General features: G+C 75.6%; 20 protein-coding genes. 14 read left to right on the forward strand and 6 right to left on the reverse strand.

What is annotated here, in order from left to right:
- The first annotated feature begins 58 nt into the window (after nt 1–58).
- The gene (locus tag ACQPYN_RS05165; RefSeq protein ID WP_433034302.1) at nt 59–520 is read left to right on the forward strand and encodes an ester cyclase; all 462 of its coding nucleotides are present in this window, start codon (nt 59–61) and stop codon (nt 518–520) included.
- A gap of 13 nt (nt 521–533) precedes the next feature.
- Here ACQPYN_RS05165 and ACQPYN_RS05170 read toward each other — a convergent pair whose 3' ends face one another.
- Nucleotides 534–2,249, reverse strand: coding sequence for a DNA repair helicase XPB (locus ACQPYN_RS05170; RefSeq protein WP_433034304.1), 1,716 nt, complete (start codon nt 2,247–2,249; stop codon nt 534–536).
- Between the two features lie 477 nt (nt 2,250–2,726).
- Between ACQPYN_RS05170 and ACQPYN_RS05175 the strand changes: the two genes are divergently transcribed.
- The 4 genes from ACQPYN_RS05175 to ACQPYN_RS05190 all read left to right on the forward strand — a co-directional run bounded on the left by ACQPYN_RS05175 (nt 2,727) and on the right by ACQPYN_RS05190 (nt 8,904).
- A complete protein-coding gene (locus ACQPYN_RS05175; RefSeq protein ID WP_433034308.1) occupies nt 2,727–6,131 on the forward strand; it encodes a nitrate- and nitrite sensing domain-containing protein in 3,405 nt (1,134 codons plus the stop codon).
- A gap of 1,054 nt (nt 6,132–7,185) precedes the next feature.
- Nucleotides 7,186–7,608 (forward strand): roadblock/LC7 domain-containing protein, encoded by a 423-nt coding sequence (locus tag ACQPYN_RS05180; RefSeq protein WP_274189874.1) that lies wholly within the window; start codon nt 7,186–7,188, stop codon nt 7,606–7,608.
- A 23-nt stretch (nt 7,609–7,631) separates the two neighbouring features.
- The gene (locus ACQPYN_RS05185) at nt 7,632–8,321 is read left to right on the forward strand and encodes a DUF742 domain-containing protein (RefSeq protein ID WP_433034310.1); all 690 of its coding nucleotides are present in this window, start codon (nt 7,632–7,634) and stop codon (nt 8,319–8,321) included.
- Entirely contained in the window at nt 8,302–8,904 is a 603-nt protein-coding gene (locus tag ACQPYN_RS05190) for a GTP-binding protein (RefSeq protein ID WP_433034312.1), read from the forward strand. Before ACQPYN_RS05185 ends, ACQPYN_RS05190 begins: the two co-directional genes overlap by 20 nt.
- Nucleotides 8,905–9,127: 223 nt before the next feature.
- Here the strand turns inward: ACQPYN_RS05190 and ACQPYN_RS05195 are convergent, their stop codons facing one another.
- Together ACQPYN_RS05195 and ACQPYN_RS05200 are read right to left on the reverse strand one after the other, a co-directional pair.
- Complete coding sequence (locus ACQPYN_RS05195; protein WP_433034314.1) at nt 9,128–10,192, reverse strand: helicase-associated domain-containing protein; 1,065 nt, start codon at nt 10,190–10,192, stop codon at nt 9,128–9,130.
- A 244-nt stretch (nt 10,193–10,436) separates the two neighbouring features.
- Complete coding sequence (locus ACQPYN_RS05200) at nt 10,437–11,480, reverse strand: hypothetical protein (RefSeq protein WP_433034316.1); 1,044 nt, start codon at nt 11,478–11,480, stop codon at nt 10,437–10,439.
- A gap of 111 nt (nt 11,481–11,591) precedes the next feature.
- On the opposite strand from ACQPYN_RS05200, the gene ACQPYN_RS05205 reads away from it, so the two are divergent.
- Genes ACQPYN_RS05205 through ACQPYN_RS05230 form a run of 6 tightly spaced genes read left to right on the forward strand, consistent with a single transcriptional unit; the run spans nt 11,592 to nt 15,274 of the window.
- The gene (locus tag ACQPYN_RS05205; RefSeq protein WP_433034318.1) at nt 11,592–11,780 is read left to right on the forward strand and encodes a hypothetical protein; all 189 of its coding nucleotides are present in this window, start codon (nt 11,592–11,594) and stop codon (nt 11,778–11,780) included.
- Nucleotides 11,781–11,797: 17 nt separating this feature from the next.
- Entirely contained in the window at nt 11,798–12,388 is a 591-nt protein-coding gene (locus ACQPYN_RS05210; RefSeq protein WP_433038738.1) for a nucleotidyltransferase family protein, read from the forward strand.
- Entirely contained in the window at nt 12,385–13,851 is a 1,467-nt protein-coding gene (locus tag ACQPYN_RS05215) for an NAD-dependent malic enzyme (protein WP_433034320.1), read from the forward strand. Before ACQPYN_RS05210 ends, ACQPYN_RS05215 begins: the two co-directional genes overlap by 4 nt.
- A complete protein-coding gene (gene moaC, locus ACQPYN_RS05220; protein WP_433034322.1) occupies nt 13,844–14,332 on the forward strand; it encodes a cyclic pyranopterin monophosphate synthase MoaC in 489 nt (162 codons plus the stop codon). Before ACQPYN_RS05215 ends, moaC begins: the two co-directional genes overlap by 8 nt.
- On the forward strand, nt 14,304–14,837 hold the full coding sequence (locus ACQPYN_RS05225) for a MogA/MoaB family molybdenum cofactor biosynthesis protein (RefSeq protein WP_433034324.1): 534 nt from the start codon (nt 14,304–14,306) through the stop codon (nt 14,835–14,837). Before moaC ends, ACQPYN_RS05225 begins: the two co-directional genes overlap by 29 nt.
- Nucleotides 14,834–15,274, forward strand: a complete 441-nt coding sequence (locus ACQPYN_RS05230; RefSeq protein ID WP_433034326.1) for a molybdenum cofactor biosynthesis protein MoaE — start codon at nt 14,834–14,836, stop codon at nt 15,272–15,274. Before ACQPYN_RS05225 ends, ACQPYN_RS05230 begins: the two co-directional genes overlap by 4 nt.
- Nucleotides 15,275–15,278: 4 nt before the next feature.
- Here ACQPYN_RS05230 and ACQPYN_RS05235 read toward each other — a convergent pair whose 3' ends face one another.
- Together ACQPYN_RS05235 and ACQPYN_RS05240 are read right to left on the reverse strand one after the other, a co-directional pair.
- On the reverse strand, nt 15,279–15,986 hold the full coding sequence (locus tag ACQPYN_RS05235) for a transglycosylase family protein (protein ID WP_433034328.1): 708 nt from the start codon (nt 15,984–15,986) through the stop codon (nt 15,279–15,281).
- Nucleotides 15,987–16,374: 388 nt separating this feature from the next.
- A complete protein-coding gene (locus ACQPYN_RS05240; RefSeq protein ID WP_433034330.1) occupies nt 16,375–17,010 on the reverse strand; it encodes a LysM peptidoglycan-binding domain-containing protein in 636 nt (211 codons plus the stop codon).
- Nucleotides 17,011–17,534: 524 nt separating this feature from the next.
- On the opposite strand from ACQPYN_RS05240, the gene ACQPYN_RS05245 reads away from it, so the two are divergent.
- The 3 genes from ACQPYN_RS05245 to ACQPYN_RS05255 all read left to right on the forward strand — a co-directional run bounded on the left by ACQPYN_RS05245 (nt 17,535) and on the right by ACQPYN_RS05255 (nt 20,905).
- Nucleotides 17,535–18,431 (forward strand): AAA family ATPase, encoded by an 897-nt coding sequence (locus tag ACQPYN_RS05245; RefSeq protein WP_433034332.1) that lies wholly within the window; start codon nt 17,535–17,537, stop codon nt 18,429–18,431.
- 217 nt (nt 18,432–18,648) lie between these two features.
- On the forward strand, nt 18,649–19,707 hold the full coding sequence (locus tag ACQPYN_RS05250) for a vWA domain-containing protein (RefSeq protein ID WP_433038740.1): 1,059 nt from the start codon (nt 18,649–18,651) through the stop codon (nt 19,705–19,707).
- A complete protein-coding gene (locus ACQPYN_RS05255; RefSeq protein ID WP_433034334.1) occupies nt 19,700–20,905 on the forward strand; it encodes an XdhC family protein in 1,206 nt (401 codons plus the stop codon). Before ACQPYN_RS05250 ends, ACQPYN_RS05255 begins: the two co-directional genes overlap by 8 nt.
- A gap of 21 nt (nt 20,906–20,926) precedes the next feature.
- Here the strand turns inward: ACQPYN_RS05255 and ACQPYN_RS05260 are convergent, their stop codons facing one another.
- Nucleotides 20,927–21,196, reverse strand: a complete 270-nt coding sequence (locus ACQPYN_RS05260; protein WP_433034336.1) for a DUF4242 domain-containing protein — start codon at nt 21,194–21,196, stop codon at nt 20,927–20,929.
- Nucleotides 21,197–21,203: the final 7 nt, after the last annotated feature.

Below are 21,203 nucleotides of genomic sequence, written 5' to 3' on the forward strand. Positions count from 1 at the left end.
GATGTCGCCGCAGGGCTCCTAGCCTCGGTGCGGACACCCCGGGCAGCAGGAGGACACCGTGAGCACTTCCTCGACGAGGCCGGACGGCGGCGCTCATCTCGTGACCCGGTTGCTGGATCTCTGGTCGCGCCCGCTGCCCGCCGACGACACCGCCGCCCTCGCCGAGTTCGGCGAGCTCTACACCGACCCCGTCGACGTCAACGGCACGTCCGTGAGCCTCACCGACATGCTGGCCCGGGCCCGCGCGATCCAGGGCGCCTTCAGCGGGCTCGAGCGCGTCGTCCTCGAGCAGGTGGAGGCCCCCGGCAAGGTCGTGGTCGCGTTCCGGCTGGTCGGGACGCACACCGGCCCGCTGCCCACGGCGCTGGGCGTCGTGCCGGCCACCGGCGGGGCCGTCGACCTCCGGGTGATCGACGTCCTGACCCTCGTCGACGGCCGGATCGGCGGCATCGTGATGGCCGGCGACGAGCTCGGGAACCTCGTCCGGCTCGGGGTCGTCGCGCTCGCGGACACCACCTGAGCCGGACAACCCCCTACGAGGGGTCGGGTCGCTCCGTCTCGGGCTCGCCCTCGGTCTCGGTGGGGACGTCCGGGATGGCCGGCCCGAGCAGGTCGTCGGCGTCGACGATCCGGTAGGCGTAGCCCTGCTCGGCGAGGAAGCGCTGGCGGTGCGCGGCGTACTCGGCGTCGACGGAGTCCCGCGCGACCACCGAGTAGAAGTGCGCCTGCCGGCCGTCGGTCTTCGGGCGCAGGATGCGGCCGAGGCGCTGGGCCTCCTCCTGGCGGGAGCCGAACGTCCCGGACACCTGGATGGCCACCGACGCGTCGGGCAGGTCGATCGAGAAGTTCGCGACCTTCGACACCACCAGCACCGGGAGCTCACCGCGCCGGAACTGGTCGAACAGGAGCTCGCGCTCCTTGTTCTTCGTCGAGCCCTGGATCACCGGGGCGTCGAGGGCGACGCCGAGCTCGTCGAGCTGGTCGAGGTAGGCACCGATGACCAGCGTCGGCTCCCCCGGGTGGCGCGCCAGGATGCTCTTCACCACCGGGATCTTGGTGCGCGCGCACGCGCAGAGCCGGTAGCGCTCCTCGGCCTCCGCGGTGGCGTAGATGATCCGCTCGTTGTCGGTCATCGTCACGCGGACCTCGACGCAGTCGGCGGGCGCCACCCACCCCTGGGCCTCGATGTCGCGCCACGGGGCGTCGTAGCGCTTCGGCCCGATGAGGGAGAAGACGTCGCCCTCGCGCCCGTCCTCGCGCACCAGCGTCGCGGTGAGGCCGAGGCGGCGGCGCGACTGCAGGTCGGAGGTCATGCGGAACACCGGCGCGGGCAGCAGGTGCACCTCGTCGTAGATGATCAGCCCCCAGTCGCGGGTGTCGAACAGCTCCAGCGCCCGGAACTCGCCCTTGGTCTTGCGCGTCATCACCTGGTAGGTGGCGATGGTGACCGGGCGGATCTCCTTGCGCTCGCCGGAGTACTCGCCGATCTCGTCCTCGGTGAGCGACGTGCGCGCGACGAGCTCGCGCTTCCACTGCCGCCCGGCGACGGTGTTGGTGACGAGGATCAGCGTCGTCGCCCCGGCCCGCGCCATCGCGGCGGCGCCGACGAGGGTCTTGCCCGCGCCGCAGGGGAGCACGACGACGCCGGAGCCGCCGTGCCAGAACCCCTCGACGGCGTCGGCCTGGTAGTCGCGCAGCTGCCAGCCGGACTGGTCGAGCTCGATCGCGTGGGCCTCGCCGTCGACGTAGCCCGCGAGGTCCTCGGCGGGCCAGCCGACCTTGAGCAGCGCCTGCTTGAGGCGCCCGCGCTCCGACGGGTGCACCACGACGGTGTCGTCGTCGATGCGGTCGCCGATCATCGGGCTGATCTTCTTGTTGCGCAGGACCTCCTCGAGCACGGCGCGGTCGTTGGAGATCATGACCAGGCCGTGCACGGGGGAGTTCGTCAGCTGCAGGCGCCCGTAGCGGCCCATGGTGTCGACGACGTCGACGAGCAGGGCCTGCGGGACCGCGTAGCGGCTGTACTGCACGAGCGCGTCGACCACCTGCTCCGCGTCGTGGCCCGCCGCGCGGGCGTTCCACAGCGCGAGCGGGGTGACGCGGTAGGTGTGGACGTGCTCGGGTGCGCGCTCGAGCTCGGCGAACGGCGCAATCGCCTGGCGAGCGGCGGGCGCCGCCTCGTGGTCGACCTCGAGCAGCAAGGTCTTGTCGGACTGCACGATGAGCGGTCCGTTGCCGGGCTGGCTCAACCTCTCGACCTCCGGGCACATCGACGGGTGGTCCGTCCCATTGTCCTCGTCGGTACGACACACCGTCGGGCGGAGCTGGGACGCCGCTCGGGGAGCGCACGGACACGCCCGGTCATTCCCGGGGGCACGACGGATACAGTGAGCGCGCTCGACCCCGCCCTCGAGGAGTGACCACCCGACCCCGATGGGCTCACGGCGCAGTGCCGGGGCCCGTCACCAGCGAGGACCGTCCCGCGGACCTCGCGCCGACCGCCCTGGACGCCTGACCACTCTGATGCGCCCGCTCGCCTCGTTCCCCGATCGTCGCACCGACGTGTGCCCGCGTGACGTCGCGGTGTCACCCGTGTGCCACCGCTCGATCCGGACGGCGGCGACTGTAGACCATCGCCGGTCACCGAGCGTGGACCAGGCAGGCCTTCGGCGTGGGGGAGGGTCGGGCCAAGTCCGACCGACCGGAGGAACCGGGAGGACCAGTCCGTGACCACCCCCGAGCGAAGCCCGGATCGGGCCTCCGTCCGGTACCACGACCCGCGCGACGGTCGTCCCGGTCCGGACGGCCCCGACGGCGGCGACTGGACCGAGCGCCTGGCGCTGCGCAACTGGAGCCTGCCGGTCAAGCTCACCGCGGTCCTGCTGGTGCCGACGCTGTTCGTGCTGACCCTCGGCGTCCTGCGGATCGTGGAGCAGACCCGGGACGCCGCCGAGTTCGACGGGGTCCAGCAGGCCGTCGCGCTCGAGGACGGCACGGCATGGGTGATGGGCAGCCTCGCCGACGAGCGCTCCGCCGCGGCGGTCTACGTGGCCGCGGGACGCGCCGGGGGCTCCGGTCCGGTCGAGGAGCGGATCGGCGCCACCCGCGACGCGGTCTCCGAGCTGCGGCGCTCCTCCGGGCTGGCCGACTCCCTCGACGAGCAGACGCGCACGTCGTTCGACCAGGCCGACGCCGAGATCGACCAGCTCGACCGCCTGCGCGACGACGTCATCGACGGCCGTGTGGACGCCGCGGGCGCGATCGCCCGGTACACCGAGGTCGTCGACACCCTCGAGATCTTCGACAGGTCGCTGTCCCGGGAGGCCGCCGACCCGAGCGTCGCCGGGCTCGCCTCCGGCCTCTACTCGCTGTCGGTGGTGCGCGAGGAGGACGCCTACGTCCAGGCCGTCGTCGCCGCCGGCATCGCCGCGGGCCGCATCGACGCCCCGTCGATCGACCAGGCGCGCAACGCGACGCTGCGCCGCTCGATCGCCGTCGACGACTTCCGCTCGGCGGTCGGCACCGACAACGCCGGGCTGGCCGACGCCGTCGTGGGACCGGACGTCGACAACCGCGACCTCCTGGCCCAGGTGGTCCTCGGCCGCGGCGCCGCGGGGCTCCCGCTGCAGGTCTCGGGGCCGGACTGGGAACGCGCGTCGTCGGCCGTCGAGGACCGCGACGCCGCGACCTCCGAGCAGCTGCGCGGCCAGCTCCAGGAGCAGGCGGGCGCCCTGCAGCAGGCCGCCCGCAACGGCGCGGGCGTCGCGTCGGTGATCCTCCTGCTGGCCCTCATGGCCGGCGCCGCGGTGGTCTTCTTCGTCACCCGCTCGCTGCTGCGCCCGCTGCGCCTGCTGCGCCGCAGCGCGCTCGACGTCGCCGAGCGGCGCCTGCCCCAGGCCGTCCGCAGCCTGCGCGAGGGGGAGGCGCCGGACACCACGATCGTCCCGACGCCGATCACGACGCGCGAGGAGATCGGCCAGGTCGCCCGCGCGTTCGACCAGGTGCACGAGCAGGCGGTCCGCCTGGCCGCCGAGCAGGCGGGTCTGCGCTCGGCGTTCAACTCGATCTTCGTGAACCTGTCGCGGCGCTCCCAGGCGCTGGTCGAGCGCCAGCTGCGCCTCATCGAACAGCTGGAGAACTCCGAGGAGGACCCGGAGGCGCTCTCCAACCTCTTCCAGCTCGACCACCTCGCGACGCGCATGCGCCGCAACTCGGAGAACCTGCTGGTGCTCTCGGGCACCGACCTCTCCCGGCGGGGCAGCCGCCCGGTGCCGCTGGTCGACGTGCTGCGCGCCGCCGCCTCCGAGGTGGAGCAGTACCAGCGCATCGACCTCGCGCCGCCGCCCTCGGCCCAGCTGCTGGGCCGCACGGCGAGCGACGTCGTGCACCTCGTCGCCGAGCTGCTCGAGAACGCCACCACCTTCTCCGCCCCCGACACCCGCGTGCGGGTGCAGGCGACGCAGAACGGCGACGGCTCCCTGCTCGTCGAGATCATCGACTCCGGTGTCGGCATGAGCGAGGAGGACCTGCACGACGCCAACGTGCGGCTCGACTCGCCGCCGACCGTCGACGTGTCCGCCTCGCGGCGCATGGGCCTGTTCGTGGTCGGGCGGCTGGCCACCCGCCACGGCATCACCGTCTCGCTGCGCAACCGCGAGGACGGCGGCGTCGCGGCCACGGCCCTGGTGCCCGCGTCCGCGGTGCTCGCCGTCGCGCCCGAGGGCGCGGCGACCCCGGCGGTCACGGCCGGGGCGTCCGCGAGGGCCTCGAGGTCCGTTCCCGACCAGGCACGCGGTGGGGCCACCGGGCTGCCGCAGCGCGGTCAGCGCCAGGGTGGCGGAGCGCCCGGGTCGTTCTTCGCGCCCGGCGTCGACCCCGAGCAGGGTGGCGGGGACGCCGCCCGCCCCGGCGGCGCCCGGGAGCGCCGGTCGATGCTGCCGCGGCGCGGGTCGTCGAACGGAGCGCCCGGCACCAACGGGTCCAACGGCTCCCACGGCCACGGGACGAACGGCACGAACGGGTCGGTGCCGGGGCCTGCGGGGCCCTCCGGTCCCGGGCGTCCGGGCGGACCGACCGGCCCGGGACGTCCCGGGCCCGCGCCCTCCGAGCCGCCCCGTGAGCCCGCCGGCCGCGCCCCGGCCGAGGAGCCCGACACCCCGGAGGCGCCGGCCGAGGACACGGCCGTCGACGGCGCCGCCGAGCAGGACGAGCGGGGCCGCCACGGTCTGGTCGGCGGCGCTGCCGCCGGCGGGGCCGCGGCCCTGATCGGTGCGGCCGCCGCCCGTCGTCGCAGCCGCCGTCCCGAGGACGGCGACGAGGACGTCGCTCCCGACGCGGAGGCGCCCGGCGCCGACGAGGTCGTCGAGCCGGACGCCGCCGACGGCGACGCGCCGGAGTCCGGCGAGGCGGACGCGGGCCGGCACGTCCTGCGTCCCACCGGGCTCGCGCCCGGTCAGGGTCCCGGCCCTGGTCAGGGGCCCGGGCAGCCGCCCGGCCCGATGCCCTCCCGCCCCGGCGCGGGCGGACCGGCCGGACCCGGCTGGGGTCCCCCGGACCTCCCGGCGCCCCGCGCGGCGGACCGCCCCCGGTTGGCGCGGCCCCGGCACCCCTCCCGGCCGCGGACCGGCCGGCCCCGGCTGGGGACCGCCGCCCGCGGGTGCCGGACGGCCCGCCGCCGCCGGCCCGCCGATGTGGAACGGCGCGCCCGTCGTGCCCCCGCCCGGACCGGGACCGGCCGAGTCCGACGAGGCGCCCGTCGAGGTCGTGGACGCGGTCGAGAACCCGGTCGAGGCGCCCGCCGAGACGCCGGCCGAGACGCCCGCCGAGGCGTCGGTCGAGGCCCCGGCGGACGCTCCGGGCGACGAGCAGGTCGAGGAGTCGTCCGAGGCCGCCGCCGCGCCGAGCGAGACCCCGGAGGCCGCGGCACCGCTGCCGACGCGTCGCGGGACCTTCCCGCTGCGCCCCCGGGTCGTGCGGCCCCAGCCGCAGGCCGAGGCCGCCGAGAGCCCGGCGGACAGCCCTGTCGGCGCGACCCCGGAGCCCGAGCAGGCCGTCGAGGAGCCGGCGGTCGTGGACGCCGCCGAGCCCGTCGCCGAGCCTGTCGCCGAGCCTGTCGCCGAGCCCGCCACTGAAGCCCCGGTGGCCTCCGCGGAGCCGGAGGAGTCCGAGGACCCCGTCCCGCCCGCCCGTCGGGCCGGCGCCTGTCGCCCAGCGGCGTCCCGTTCGCTCCCGGCATGGCGCCCCGCCTGCGTCCGCGACGCACGGGGCCGGCGTCCGAGGGCGAGGACGTCCCCGCCGAGCCGCAGGGGACCCCGGCCGAGGAGACCCCGGCCGAGGAGACCCCCGCCGCGGAGAGCCCGGCCGAGACCCCGGCCGCCGTCGCGCCCGACGAGGTCGCGGCGGCCGAGCCGGAGACGCCCGCCGGACCCCCGCCGCTGCCGGGCGGGCTGCCCCGGCGCGGCGCCGGTCCGCCGGCGCCGAACGGCGCCCCGGCCGCGGGTGGGCTGCCCCCGGGTGGGCTGCCGCAGCGGCCGCCCGGACCGCCGGCGCCGTCCGGCCCGTCGGCACCGGGTGCCCTGCCGCAGCGGTCGGCCCGGCCGCCGCAGGTCCCGGCCGGCGCGAACGGCTCGGCCACCGGGACGGGCGACGGCGCACGGCTCTTCGACGCGCCGCCTCCCGCGAACGGCGAGGGACACACCCGCAACGGCGGCGGCCCGCCCGGCCGCGCGCCCGAGCGGCCCCGGGCCGTCCCGGTGCGCCGCAGCGGGAGCGCACGCCGATCTACGACGAGGTCGCGTCCGCCTGGTTCCGGGAGGCCCCGCCCTCGGCGGGCCCGGACGAGGCCGAGTGGGCCTCGAGCTCGGGCGACGAGGGCTGGCGCGCGGCCGCGGCCACCGCGGACGCCCTGGACGCCGGCGTCAGCGCCGGTGGCACGACCGAGGCGGGCCTGCCCAAGCGGCGTCCCCGGGCGCAGCTCGTGCCCGGTGCCGCCCGGTCCGGGGGCGCCGGTGCACCCGGCGGCGTCCCGGACGGAGCCGCCGCCGGACCACGTCGCAACGCCGACGCGATCCGTGGGCGTCTCGCGAGCTACCAACGAGGCGTGGCCGACGGGCGCACCAGCCGTCAGGCCCGACCGGCCGACACCGGAGCAGAGCGCGACGCGCGCTCCGGGGATGAGGAGGAGCAGTGACGGGAGCCCAGTCGCAGCCGAGCCGGTTCGGCTGGTTGGTCTCGAACTTCGCCGAGCGGGTGCCGGGGGTGGCGCACGCGGTCGTGGTGTCCGCCGACGGGCTGCTGCTCACGGGGTCCAGCCGGCTGCCGCGCGACCGTGCGGACCAGCTGGCGGCCGTGGCGTCGGGGCTGATCAGCCTCACGCAGGGCGCCGCGCGCTGCTTCGAGGCGGGCGATGTCGTGCAGACGGTGGTCGAGATGGAGCGCGGGATCGTGCTGCTCATGTCGATCAGCGACGGCTCGTGCCTGGCCACCCTCGCCGCCCCGAACTGCGACATCGGCCTGGTGGGGTACGAGATGACGTTGCTGGTCGACCGGGTCGGCCAGCTGCTGACCCCCGAGCTCCGTGCCGAGCTTCAGGGGTCGGCGGTGCGATGAGCGCGTCGAGGGGGTGACGACCCGTGAGCGATGAACCCGGCGAGTCCTTCGCCGACGTCCTCAACGGGATCAGCGGACCGCCGCGGCCGAAGGGGCCGCGCGGCGAGCGGCGCGGGCTGTTCCGGCGTCGCCGCGACGAGCCGTCGGACGTCCCGGAGGGGTCCGACGGCTCCGAGGGGTCCGACGACGTCGCCCCCGACACGGAGACCGGCACCGTCGCCGCGGACGGCTACCTCTACGGGAGCGGCGAGCCCGACGGCGCGCACGCCCTCGCCGAGGGCGAGCCGCCGACCGCGCCCTACGGCGTCCCGAGCCCGGGCGGCGTGCCGCGGCACGAGCTCCCGGAGGCCGAGCCGCCGGACGAGCGCGCCGACGACGTCGCGATCGTGCGCCCCTACGCCTGGACCGGCGGGCGCACCCGCCCGGTCTACGACCTCGCCATCGAGACCCTGGTCTCGATCGGCAACGCGGGCCGCGACACCTCGCGGATCCCCCAGTACGAGCACCGTGCCGTGGCCGAGCTGTGTCGCGAGCCCCGATCGGTGGCGGAGGTGGCGGCGTTGCTGACGCTGCCGCTGGGCGTCGCCCGGGTCCTGATCGGCGACATGGCTTCGCAGGGCACCGTCGTGGTGCACCAGACCGCCTCGACCTCGGGCGACGTCCCGGACATGGCGTTGATGGAGAGGGTGTTGAGTGGACTTCGACGGCTCTGACGCAGCGGTCGCCGACCCCGTCCCGACCACCACCTCGGCCAAGATCGTCGTGGCGGGGGGATTCGGGGTCGGCAAGACGACGTTCGTGGGCTCGGTCTCCGAGATCGACCCGCTGACCACCGAGGCCGTGATGACCGACGCGAGCGCAGGCGTCGACGACCTCTCGGCGGTGCCGAACAAGCGCACCACCACGGTCGCCATGGATTTCGGTCGCGTCTCCCTGGACTCCGACCTGATCCTCTACCTGTTCGGCACGCCCGGGCAGGACCGGTTCTGGTTCATGTGGGACGACCTCGTGCGCGGCGCCATCGGTGCCGTGGTGCTCGCCGACACCCGCCGGCTCGCCGACTGCTTCGCCGCGGTCGACTTCTTCGAGGACCGGCGCCTGCCCTACGTGCTCGGCGTCAACCTCTTCGACGGGATGCTCCGCCACGACATCGAGGACGTCCGCGAGGCCCTGGCCATCGACCCGGCCGTGCCGATCCTGACCGTCGACGCCCGCGACCGGGAGTCGACGAAGCAGGCGCTCATCTCGCTCGTCGAGCACGCCATGCAGGTCTGGGCGGTCGGCGCCCGCGCCTGATCCCTTTGTAGCGAACGCGCTGCTCGCTGCTTCTAGGCGCACGAACTCCCCGTTCGCGCCGTCGTCGCGCGCCCCGGATGAAGCGAAAGTGCCGTTCGCTCCGTTGAACGAAGCGAAAGTGCCCGTTCGCTCCGTACCGGTCCGCGCCGGACTCGCGGTGATCAACGGGGACCTTGCGCGCGTAGAAGCAGCGAGATACCCGTTCGCTGCGACAGACCGGGACCTAGCGGTCGGCGAGGACGCTGACCGAGGTGATGCGGTGCAGGGCGAAGGACAGGGGCGAGCCGCCGATCACCTCGCCGTTGGTCTCGCCGTCGTCGGTGTCCTCGATGCCCTCGAGCACCCCGCCGCCGACGCGCAGGGGGCGCACGACGCGCTGGGACGCCGTGCCGTGGGCGTCGACGTAGCCGATCCACACGCTGCGCCCGGAGCGCGCCGCCTCGGCGAGGACCGCGACGGTGGCCGAGGTCGTCGCCGAGCGCGTCGGGTTCCCGGTCGCCCCGCGGCCCCGGGCGGCGCTCGCGGCGCGGTCGCCGGCGCGCAGCTGGGCGACGAGGGCGGTGATCTGGTCGTCGGAGAGCGTCGGCGTGGTGCCCACCGCGCGCTCGGGGCGCCGTGCGGCGGTGCGCCGGCCCTTGGGGCGGAGGTCGAGCACGCCGCCGACGTCGTCCTCGGCGACGGGGGAGAGCCCGGCGGCGCGCAGGGCCTCGAGCACCTCGACCAGTGGCTGGGTGCTGATCAGCACGGTCGGGGCGATGCGCCGCAGCTCGAGGCGCTCGGCCTCGGGGTGGACCATCACCTCGGCGATCAGGGCTTCGTCCTCGGAGCGCAGGAACGACGCCGCCGCCCCGCCGCGCAGGCGTCCGTGGCGGCGGGCGACGTCGTCGACGAGGTAGGTGAGCCCCTGGGGCACGGGCGTGGCCGAGCGGGTGCGGAACAGCTCGTGCAGGTCCGCGGCCGTCTGCCCCAGGTCGAGCGCGCGGCGCACCGAGCCCTCGCTGATCCGGTAGACGGTCGCGCTGCCCGCGGACTCGACGTCGGCCACGCGGTCGAGGGCCGCGGCGAGCACGGGCTCGAGGCGTCCCGGGGCGACGGCGGTGAGGTCGGCCTGCAGGAGCACGTGGTCGATGGGCTCGGGCAGGGCGCGGCGCAGTGCGGCGGCCGCGGCCCCGTCGGGGTCGTCGCCGGGGCTGCGCGCGACGACGAGCAGCTCGCGGGTGGCGGAGGTGACCGTGTCGTGGGCGACGAGCCCGAGCGTCGTCGCCTCGCGCAGCACCGTGCGCGCCATCTCGTCGCGCTGCCGCCCGCCCTTGCGCGGGGCGCGCCAGGCCAGGGACGCGACGAGGTCGTCGGCGCTCGGGGGCCGTCGCCGTCGGCGAACTCGCAGAGCCGGTCGAGCACCCGGCGGCGCAGCGCGGGCGCCCAGGGCCGGCGCGCCTCGTCGGAGAGCGGGCCGATGAGCTTGTCGCCCACGTCGCGGGCGCCCACCAACGACGGCGCGCGGGGCGTGTCGAGCCACCCGCGGGCGAGCGTCACCCACCGCACATCGGGGCCGGCGGCGAGCCACCGGTCGACGGCGCTGGTGGGCGTCCACGCGGGATCGTTGCCCTCGGAGACCGCGACGAGCCCCGCGCCGGCGAGCACCTCGACCAGCAGGGCCGCGTCCTGCTCGGTGACCCCGAGGTCGCGGGCCACCCGGCGCATGTCGCGCACCCCGAGCCCGCCGGAGCGCAGGACCGCGGGTGGGCTCGCCGACCACGCCGTGAGCACGGCCTCCGCACGCCGGGTGACCTCGAGGATCTCGCCGGCGGCGGTGGCGTCGACGTCGGCCGGGTCGCGGTGGCGTGGCGGGGGCATGGGGTCGGTGACCGCGACGTCGCCGAGCGGGCGGTCGCCGCGTACCGCGAGGGCCGCCTCGCGGGTGAGCTCCACGGTCTCGAGGTCGACGCGCACGAGGATGCCGGCCGCGAGGAGCCGGCCCACCGGCCCTTCGTCGGGCCCCTGCGCGCGGCTGCGGCCGACCGGCCCGTCGGTGGCCAGCGCGTCGACCACCCCGCGCTCGTCGGGGGCAGGGCGTCGACGATCTCGGCCGGGTCGTCGGCGGTGGCGATCGCCGAGAACTCCGGGGCCGGCCGCCCGAGGCCACCGGGGTAGCGCACCGAGACGTCGCGCAGCGCCGGGACGGCGCGCACACCCGCGGTGGCCGACGGGTCCGCGCGCGCGAGCTCCGGCGGCACGGTGGCGCCGTCGGACCAGGCCAGCGCCCGGCGCTCGAGGTCGGCGAGCGCGGCCCGGCCGGCGTCGGCGCGGTCGGGGCCGAGGAGCGCGAGCACGTCACCGAGGGCGGCGGACATCTCGTCGGCGCGCACCACCAGAAGCGCGTCGACCACCTGGAGCGTGAACGCGTCGAGGTCCTCGCACGCCCGGCCCACCGACATCCGCACGCTCGCCCGCGTGGCCACCACGCCGGTGTCGGCGGGGGCGGGCAGCGCCAGGTCCGGACGCGCGCGCAACAACGCGCCCAGGGTGTCGTCGTCCTGGGCGCGCAGGTGATCGAGCAGGGTCCGGCCGGACATCGCCTCCCCACGGTAGTCGGGCTCCCACGCGCGCACCCTCGAGGTGCGGCAGACTGGAGCCCCGCCGTCCCGGCGGGTGTGCGTCCGAGACGGCGGGAGGAGCCAGCGGCCATGGCAGACGAGGACGAGACCACCACCCCGCGCCAGGATCCGTGGTGGCCCGCGGACGAGGGGGACCACCCGATCACCGAGCTGATGGCGCCCACCCAGGGCTCGCCGTCGCCGTTCGGGGAGACGCAGTTCCCGCTGCCCGCCGACCAGCTCGGCTACGAGCACCCGGTCACCGAGATCAACCGCTGAGTACCGCCGCCGGTCTCCTGCTCGCCGCCGGCGGCGGCCGGCGGATGGGTCGGCCCAAGGCGGCCGTCGAGCTGGACGGCGAGCCCCTGGTGGCCCGCGGCGTGCGGACGCTGCGCGACGCCGGCCTCGACCCGGTGGTCGTCGTGCTCGGCGCCGGCCTGCCGGACGTCGCGGCGCTGCTACCGGCGGGGACGCGCTGGGTGCCCGCGCCGGGCTGGGACACCGAGGGGCAGGCCGCCTCGCTGCGCGCCGGCCTCGACGCGCTGGACGGCACGGACGCGGACGCGGTGCTCGTGGCCCTCGTCGACACCCCGGGCATCGGATCCGCGGCGCTGGCACGGGTGGCCGCGCACGCCACCGGCCCCGACGCCCTGGCACGCGGCGCCGTCGACGGCCGGGCGGGGCACCCGGTGCTGCTCGGCCGGACGCACTGGGCGAAGGTGCGGGCGGCGGCCGAGGGCGACACCGGCGCGCGGGGCTTCCTGCGCGGTCGGGACGACGTCGTGGCGGTGGACATCTCCGACGTGGCGGTGCCCGACGACCTCGACACCCCGGAGGACCTCGCGCGCTGGACGGGCGAGCAGACGACAGGAAGGGGCACACCGTGACCGTCCCGGGACCGGGGTACGCGATCACGGCCCGCGTCGAGGCGCCGGCCAGCGCCACGGCGGCGGGCGACCTCGCGGTGGCCGTCGGCCGCGTCGGCGGGGTCATGACCGCGTTCGACGTCGTCGAGTCGCGCACCGACGCGATCATCATCGACATCAGCTGCAACGCCCTGTCCGAGGAGCACGCCGAGCAGATCACCGGCGCGCTCGACGGCCTCGACGGCGTGCGGGTGCGCAACGTCTCCGACCGCACGTTCCTCATCCACCTCGGCGGCAAGATCGAGGTGACCCCGAAGGTCGGCCTGCGCACCCGCGAGGACCTCTCCCGCGCCTACACCCCCGGCGTCGCCCGGGTCTGCCAGGCGATCGCCCGCCGCCCCGAGGACGCCCGCAGCCTCACCATCAAGCGCAACACCGTCGCCGTCGTCACCGACGGCTCGGCGGTGCTCGGGCTCGGCAACCTCGGCGCGGCCGCCGCGATGCCGGTGATGGAGGGCAAGGCGGCGCTGTTCAAGCGCTTCGCCGGCGTCGACGCCTGGCCGGTGTGTCTGGACACCCAGGACACCGAGGAGATCATCCGCACCGTCGAGGTCCTCGCGCCGGCGTACGGCGGGATCAACCTCGAGGACATCGCCGCGCCGCGCTGCTTCGAGATCGAGGAGCGCCTGCGCGACAAGCTCGACATCCCCGTCTTCCACGACGACCAGCACGGCACCGCCGTCGTCGTCCTCGGCGCGCTGCGCAACGCGCTGCGCGTGGTGTCCAAGGAGATGAACGACTGCCGGATCGTGGTCTGCGGCGTCGGCGCCGCCGGGTCGGCGATCATCCGGCTGCTGCTGCCACTGGCGCCCGCCGACCTCATCGCGGTGGACGTCGACGGGATCATCCACCCGGACCGCGAGGGCCTGCACCCGAGCCTGGAGTGGGTCGCCGAGCAGACCAACCGGGAGAACCGCACCGGGACGCTGCGCGACGCGATGCCCGGCGTCGACGTCTTCATCGGGGTCTCGGCGCCGAACCTGCTCCACGAGTCCGACGTCGCCGCGATGGCCGACGAGGCGGTCGTGTTCGCGCTGGCCAACCCCGACCCCGAGATCGACCCGTCGCTGGCGCAACGGCACGCGGCCGTCGTCGCCACCGGGCGCTCGGACTACCCGAACCAGATCAACAACGTCCTCGCCTTCCCCGGCATCTTCCGCGGGCTGCTCGACGCCCAGGCCCGGGGGATCACCGACGACATGCTGCTCGCCGCGTCGGCCGCGATCGGCGACGTCGTCGCCGAGCCCAACCCGCTGTTCATCGTGCCCAGCGTCTTCGACAGCACCGTCGCGTCGGCCGTGGCCGGCGCGGTGCGCAAGACGGTCGAACGGGCCCGCGAGCAGGGCGCCGAGGCCGTCGACGTCGGCGCCGCCCTGGCCCTCGGCGAGGAGACGGCGAAGGCGGTGGAGGGGGCCGATGAGTGACACACCGAGGCTGACCCACGTCGACGCCACCGGCGCGGCGCGGATGGTCGACGTGGGGGACAAGGAGGTCACGCGCCGCACGGCGACGGCCACCGGGGTCCTGCGCACCACCGCCGAGGTCGTCGCGGCCCTGCGCGACGACACCGTCCCGAAGGGCGACGCGCTGGGCACGGCCCGGGTCGCGGGCATCATGGGCGCGAAGCGCACGCCCGACCTGATCCCGCTGTGCCACCCGATCCCGCTGGCCGGGGTGACCGTCGACCTCGACGTCGGCGACGACCACGTCGCGATCACCGCGACGGCGCGCAGCGCCGACCGCACCGGGGTGGAGATGGAGGCGCTGACCGCCGTCGCCGTGGCCGGGCTGACCCTGCACGACATGATCAAGGCGCTGGACCCGGCGGCGACGCTGGACGGAGTGCGCCTCGAGCGCAAGGAGGGGGGCCGTTCCGGTGTCTGGACCCGACCCGAGGGCCGCTGAGGGCTCCACCGCGGACCCCACAGCCGACCCGACGCGCCGCGCGCGCGTCGTCACCGCGTCCAACCGCGCCGCGGGCGGCGTCTACAGCGACCGCGGCGGGCCGATCATCGTCGACTGGCTGCGCGAGCAGGGCTTCACCACGCCCGACCCCGTGGTGGTGCCCGACGGGGAGCCCGTCGCCGCCGCGCTGCGCGACGCCGTCGCCGACGGCGCGCACGTCGTCGTCACCACCGGCGGCACCGGCATCTCCCCGACCGACGCGACGCCCGAGGCGACCCGCGCGGTCCTCGACTACGAGATCCCCGGGCTCGCGGACGCGATCCGGCGCGCCGGCGCCGACGCGGTGCCGACGTCGGTGCTCTCACGTGGCGTGGCGGGGGTCGCGAAGCGCACCCTGGTGGTGAACCTGCCCGGCTCCCCGGGCGGGGTGCGCGACGGGCTGACGGTGCTCGCACCGGTCCTGGCCCACGCCGTCGACCAGATTCTCGGAGGGGACCACCCGTGACGTCCACAGCCCCGGCCCGCGTCCTGCGCGCCACCGTCACCGAGGAGCCCCTGGACGTCTCGGAGCACGCGGCGCTGGTCGACGACGCCGCTGCGGGCGCCGTCGTGACGTTCGCGGGCGTCGTGCGCGACCACGACCACGGCCGCTCGGTGACGGCCCTGGACTACGAGGGCCACCCGAGCGCCGCGGCCGTGGTGGAGAAGGTGGCCGCCGACGTCGCCGCCGCGTTCCCCGGGGTGCGCGCGCTCGCCGTCACCCACCGCGTCGGTGCGTTGGGCATCGGCGACGTCGCCCTGGCCTGCGCGGTCGCCGCGGAGCACCGCCGTCAGGCGTTCGACGCGTGCAGCGAGCTCGTCGACGCCGTGAAGCGCGAGCTGCCGGTGTGGAAGCGCCAGGAGTTCACCGACGGCACCGAGGAATGGGTCAACTGCCCCTGAGCCCTCAGCTCATCGTGAGCGTCTGACCCGGGAAGATGAGGTTCGGGTCGGTGGCGACGTCGGGGTTGGCCTGCGCCAGCGTGCGCCAGGTCGCGCCGTGCGAGGCGGCGATCGAGCTCAGCGTGTCCCCGGCCTTCACGGTGTAGGAGCCGGCCGAGCCCGACGCAGGGGTGTCGCGCACGGTGCGGGTCTCGGGGGTGGCGTCGTCGGAGGACGACTCCCCCGACGAGTCGGAGCCGGAGTCGGCGTCGGGGCCCGGGTCAGAGCTGCTGTCGTCCTCGGAGGACCCCGCCGACGGCACGCTGCCGTTGGGTGAGTCGTCGGTGTTGCCCGTCTTCTTCGAGCACGTCGGCCAGGCGTTCATGCCCTGCTCGGCCTTGACGCGCTCGGCGACCTGGATCTGCTCCTCGCGGCTGGCGTCCTCGGGCTGCCCCGAGCCGCCGAAGGACCGCCAGGTCGAGTCGGTGAACTGCAGGCCGCCGCCGAAGCCGTTGCCGGTGTTGATGGCCCAGTTCCCGCTGCTCTCGCACTCGGCGAGCGCGTCCCAGTCGGTGTCCGCGTGCGCGGCGGGCGCCGCGAGCAGCGCGGCGGGGATGACCGGGGCGCCCGCCGCGACGACCGCGAGGGTCGCCCGGCCGAGCCGGCCGGGACGGCGCGGTGCGCGGTGACGTCCGGTGGTGGCGGTGGGCAGCACGGCACGAACGAGGTCCACGGGTCTCCCGGAGCCGCGCCACGGCCGACGTGCCCCGGGCCGTCGCGGGAGGGGAGCGGACGGCGCTTGGTGTCGGTCCCTGTCCGGGCCGTACGTCGCGGGGAGCGGGAGGCCCGTCGGACAGGGCGGCGCCCGGGCTCCGGTCGGCACCGCTCGAGCGGACCGACGCCTCGAGGCTAGATCCGCGCCGGGGCCACGGTGCGTGGCTCTCAGCTTCGTGAGCCGGCGGCGAGGTCACGAACGAATGACGAAGACGCTGCTCCGCGGTCTCGATGTCACCGAGGGCAACCTCTCTTGCACAGCCCGTCGCTGAGAAGACGTGACCGGCATCACAGACGACGGCCCCGGCTCCTGGGTGGAGCCGGGGCCGCCGGACGTGCGGGGAGGGTCAGCCCAACTTCAGCTGCTGGCCCGGGGAGATCGCGTCGGGGTCGGCGATCGCGTTGTTCTGGGCGATGGACTGCCAGGAGACGCCGTGCGCGGAGGCGACCGAGCTCAGGGTGTCGCCGCTCGCCACGGTGTAGGCGCCGCCCGCGGGGGCCGTGGCCGGCTGGGTCGCCTTGGCCTGCGGGGTCGCGGCGATGCCCTCGGCCTCGGAGGAGCCCGAGTCGGACGAGCTCTCGGAGGAGCCCGAGTCCGAGTCCGAGGACCCGGAGTTCGCCGAGCTGTCGGTGTTGCCCGTCTTCTTCGAGCACGTCGGCCAGGCGCTCATTCCCTGCTCGGCCTTGACGCGCTCGGCGACCTGGATCTGCTCCGAGCGGCTGGCGTCCTCCGGCGAGCCGGAGCCGCCGAAGGCCTTCCACGTCGAATCGGTGAACTGCAGACCGCCGCCGAACCCGTTACCGGTGTTCGTGCTCCAGTCGCCGCTGCTCTCGCACTGCGCGAGCTCGTCCCAGTCCGTGTCGGCCGACGCCAGACCGGTGCTCAGGGCCAGCGGGGCCGCCGCCATCGCGCCCACCAGGACGACCTGGGCTGCGCGCCGGGTGAAGGCGCGCGTCAGCGACTCATCGGTGTTCCGAAGCATGACCTCTCTCCGTACCGCGCCCCGCGGGAGGGACCACACGGGCGGGGTCGACGGCCGGTTCCACGCGGCCTCACCGCCCGCGGGTGCCAAGCACCCTCGGTCTCACGTCCTCGCGCCCGTCCGGTCCGCCACTTTCGTTTCGGGTCACCCGAGGCCGCTGGACGGGCATCCGGCGCGGCGGCCTCGGGGGTGTCAGGCACCCGCACACACCGGTCCGGCGCGTCGTCGGGAGCCGTGTCCGAACGGTACGGAGCACAGTGCGTCTTTCAAGCCGACCAGTTGCGAGCGCGGTCACGCCGCCGACACCGTTTCGTGACCCGCCGTTGTGGACAACGCCTGCTCCAGGGCCGACATGATCTCCGTGAAAGGCCTGCTCCGCCCGCGTGTCGCAGATCCAATCTGTGCCTGGCCTCACGGCTGTGCACGGCCGTTCGGAGCAGCCGAATCTGAGGACCGCGGCCCCGCGTCCTCATGGAGTGCACCGTCCGGTGGCTGTCGGATGACGCCTGCGGGATGCTGGGGGGGTGACCGCGAGTACCACACCGACCAGTCCGGACGACCTGGCGAAGGCCCTGGACGGCACGGGGTACCTCGCCGACGCGGGTCTCGCGTCGGCCGCCTTCCTGGCACTGCGCATGGGCCGACCCCTGTTCTGCGAGGGCGAGCCCGGGACGGGCAAGACCGCGCTGGCGCAGGCGCTCTCCGAGGCGCTGGGGCTGCCGATGGTGCGCCTGCAGTGCCACGAGGGCATCGACGCCGCGCAGGCCCTCTACGACTGGGACTTCCCGCGCCAGCTCCTGCACCTGCGTTCCCTCGAGGCCGCGGCGACCGCCTCGCAGTCGCCGCTCGACGTCGACGCCGTCGAGGCCTCCCTCTACGACCGCCGCTTCCTGCTCGCGCGACCGATCCTGCAGGCCCTGCAGGACGCGCCGTGCGTGCTGCTCGTCGACGAGGTCGACCGCGCCGACGACGAGTTCGAGGCCTTCCTGCTCGAGGTGCTCGCCGAGAACTCGGTGACCATCCCCGAGATCGGCGTCGTCCGTGCCGAGACGCCGCCGCTGGTGGTGCTGACGTCCAACCGCACGCGCGAGGTCCACGACGCCCTCAAGCGCCGCTGCCTCTACCTCTGGCTCGAGCACCCCGACCTGGCCCGCGAGACCGCGATCCTGCGTCGCCGCCTGCCCGACCTGCCCGCGGAGCTCGCCGACCAGGTCGCCCGCGCCGTGCAGGCCCTGCGCGGGCTCGACCTGCTCAAGCCGCCGGGCGTCGCCGAGTCGATCGACTGGGCCCAGGCCCTGCAGCTCGTGGGCGCGCGTCACCTCGACCTCGCCTCGGCCACCGCGACGCTGGGCGCGGTGCTGAAGTACCGCGAGGACGCCGACCGGGCGCGCGACAAGCTGGACGCCCTGCTCGCCTCATGAGCACCAGGGGCGAGCGGAGCGACGAGAAGTGAGCACAGGTGACCGGGGCGGGAGCAGCGACGGGCTCGCTCCTCGCCCCCACGCCGGCGCGGTCCTGGCCTCCGGCGTCGTCGAGACGCTCGGCGGAGGCACCGACACCGTCACCGAGGCCGACGGCGGTCCCGACGCCGTCCTCGAGGACTTCGTCGCCTTCACGCGCCTCGTCCGCAACGCCGGGGTGCCCGTCACCACCGACCGCGTCGCGGCGTACCTGCAGGCGCTGCGCCTGTCCGACCTCACCAGCGAGGTCTCCACGTACTGGGCGGGCCGCCTGACGCTGTGCGCCGACCCCGACGACGTCGTGCGTTACGACCACGCGTTCGCGGCCTGGTTCTCCGCCGACCCCCGCGACCAGCGCATGGGACGGCCGGCGCCCCCGAAGCCGCGCATCTCGACCATGGCCGCGCTCACCGAGCCCCCACCGGGCTCCGGCCAGGACGGCGAGGAGGAGGAGACCCCCGAGCTGCGGGTGGCCGCCTCCGGCGAGGAGATCCTGCGCGACCGGGACATCGCCGAGCTCTCGATCGGGGAGCGCGAGCACCTCAAGAGCCTGCTCGCGCTCCTGCGCCCGGCACCCCCGAAGCGCCGGGCCCGGCGCCGCCGCCCGGCCCGCCGCGGCGAGCCGGACCCGCGCCGCACGCTGCGGGCGGCGCTCGCCAACGGCGGCGAGATCGGCGAGATGCGCCGTCGCCGGCGCCGGGAGCGCCCGCGTCGCGTCGTGCTGCTCGTCGACGTCTCCGGCTCGATGAGCCCCTACGCGGACACCCTGCTGCGCTTCGCCCACGTCCTCACCCGGCGCACACCCACCTCGGTGGAGACGTTCACCCTCGGCACCCGGCTCACGCGCGTGACGCGCGAGCTGCGCCAGCGCGACCCCGAGCGCGCCCTGGGCGACGCGGCCCGCGCGATCCCCGACTGGTCCGGCGGCACCCGCCTCGGCGAGGCGCTGCGGGCGTTCCTCGACCGGTGGGGCCAGCGCGGCGTCGCCCGCCGCGCGGTCGTCGTCGTGTTCTCCGACGGGTGGGAGCGCGGCGGCGCGGAGCTGCTCGGGGAGCAGTCGGCGCGCCTCGCGCGGCTGGCCCACAAGGTCGTCTGGGTGAACCCGCACGCCGGCAAGAGCGGCTACGCCCCGGTGCAGGGGGGAATCGCGGCGGCCCTCCCGCACGTTGACCGTTTGCTGGCGGGCCACTCCCTCACGACGCTGGCCGAGCTGCTGGAGGTGCTGCGGGATGCGTGACGTTCTCCCCACCCTGGAGGGCTGGTGGGCCGAGGGCCGACCGGTCGCTCTGGCGACCGTGGTCGGCACCTTCCGGTCCGCCCCGCGACAGCCCGGGGCGTCCATGCTCGTCGGCGACGACGGGCAGGCCGTGGGCAGCGTGTCCGGCGGCTGCGTCGAGGGCGCCGTGTACGAGCTCGGCTCCGGCATCCTCGAGGGCACCGACGACGCGACGCTGCAGCGCTACGGCGTCTCCGACGACGACGCCTTCGCCGTCGGTCTCACCTGCGGCGGCATCCTCGACGTCTACGTCGAGCGCGTCGACCGCGAGTCCTTCCCCCAGCTCGGCGCGATCGCCGAGGCCGTGCGCGAGCACCGGTCGGTGGCCGTCGCCACCGTGGTCTCCGGGCCCGCCGAGCGCGTCGGGCGCCGTCTGGTCATCTGGCCCGACGGCCGGGGCGAGCGCAGCGACGGGGGGAACGGCGGGGTCGAGGGCAGCACCGGGTCGGTCCGCCTCGACGACGCGCTGCGCGACGACGTGCGCGGCCTGCTCGCCGCCGGCCGCTCCGCGCTGGTGTCCTACGGCACCGACGGCGAGCGCCGCGGCGAGGGCCTGCAGGTCTTCGTCGAGTCGTTCGCGCCGCCGCCGCGCCTCATCGTCTTCGGCGCCATCGACTTCGCCGCCGCGGTGGCCCGCATGGGCACGTTCCTCGGCATGCGGGTCACGGTCTGCGACGCGCGCCCGGTGTTCGCGACGTCGAGCCGGTTCCCGGAGGCGCACGAGGTCGTCGTCGACTGGCCGCACCGCTACCTCGCCGCTGAGGCCGAGGCTGGCCGCATCGACGGGCGCACCGCGCTCGCCGTCCTCACCCACGACCCGAAGTTCGACGTGCCCCTGCTCGAGGTGGCGCTGCGCCTGCCCGAGATCGGCTACATCGGGGCGATGGGCTCGCGCCGCACCCACTCCGACCGCGAGCAGCGCCTGATCGAGGCCGGGGTCACCGAGGCGGAGCTGGCCCGCATGTCGAGCCCGATCGGCCTGGACCTCGGGGCCCGGACGCCCGAGGAGACCGCGGTGTCGATCGCCGCGGAGATGATCGCCCACCAGTGGGGCGGACGGGGCACGCCGCTCTCGCGTCGCGACGGCCCCATCCACACCGAGTCCAACGTCGAGCCGGTGGTGTCGGCGGCGTCGCTCTCCGCCGCGGCGGGGTCCTGAACCGCGGGCCCCGCCCCGGGATCAGGCGCTCCAGGGCCCGAACTCGGACCCGATCTCGGTGACGCTGTCGGCCGGGAAGCCGCCGCACCGGGCGTGCTCGCGCACGACGTCGGCGGACACCGCCGTGTGCACGCAGTAGATCTTGTCGCCCGCCGCGAAGCTCTGGTGCCAGGTGTAGGGCGAGTCGAGGCCGTCGACGACGGCGTTGGAGGTCCGGGCGAGCTCCTGCAGCTCCTGCGGGCCGAGTCGGCCCGCGCCGGGGACGGTGCGCTCGATGATGTACTTCGGCATGTCGCTC

The sequence above is a fragment of the Actinomycetospora sp. CA-053990 genome, assembly GCF_050948445.1.
In the GTDB taxonomy this organism is placed as follows: Bacteria; Actinomycetota; Actinomycetes; order Mycobacteriales; family Pseudonocardiaceae; genus Actinomycetospora; species Actinomycetospora callitridis.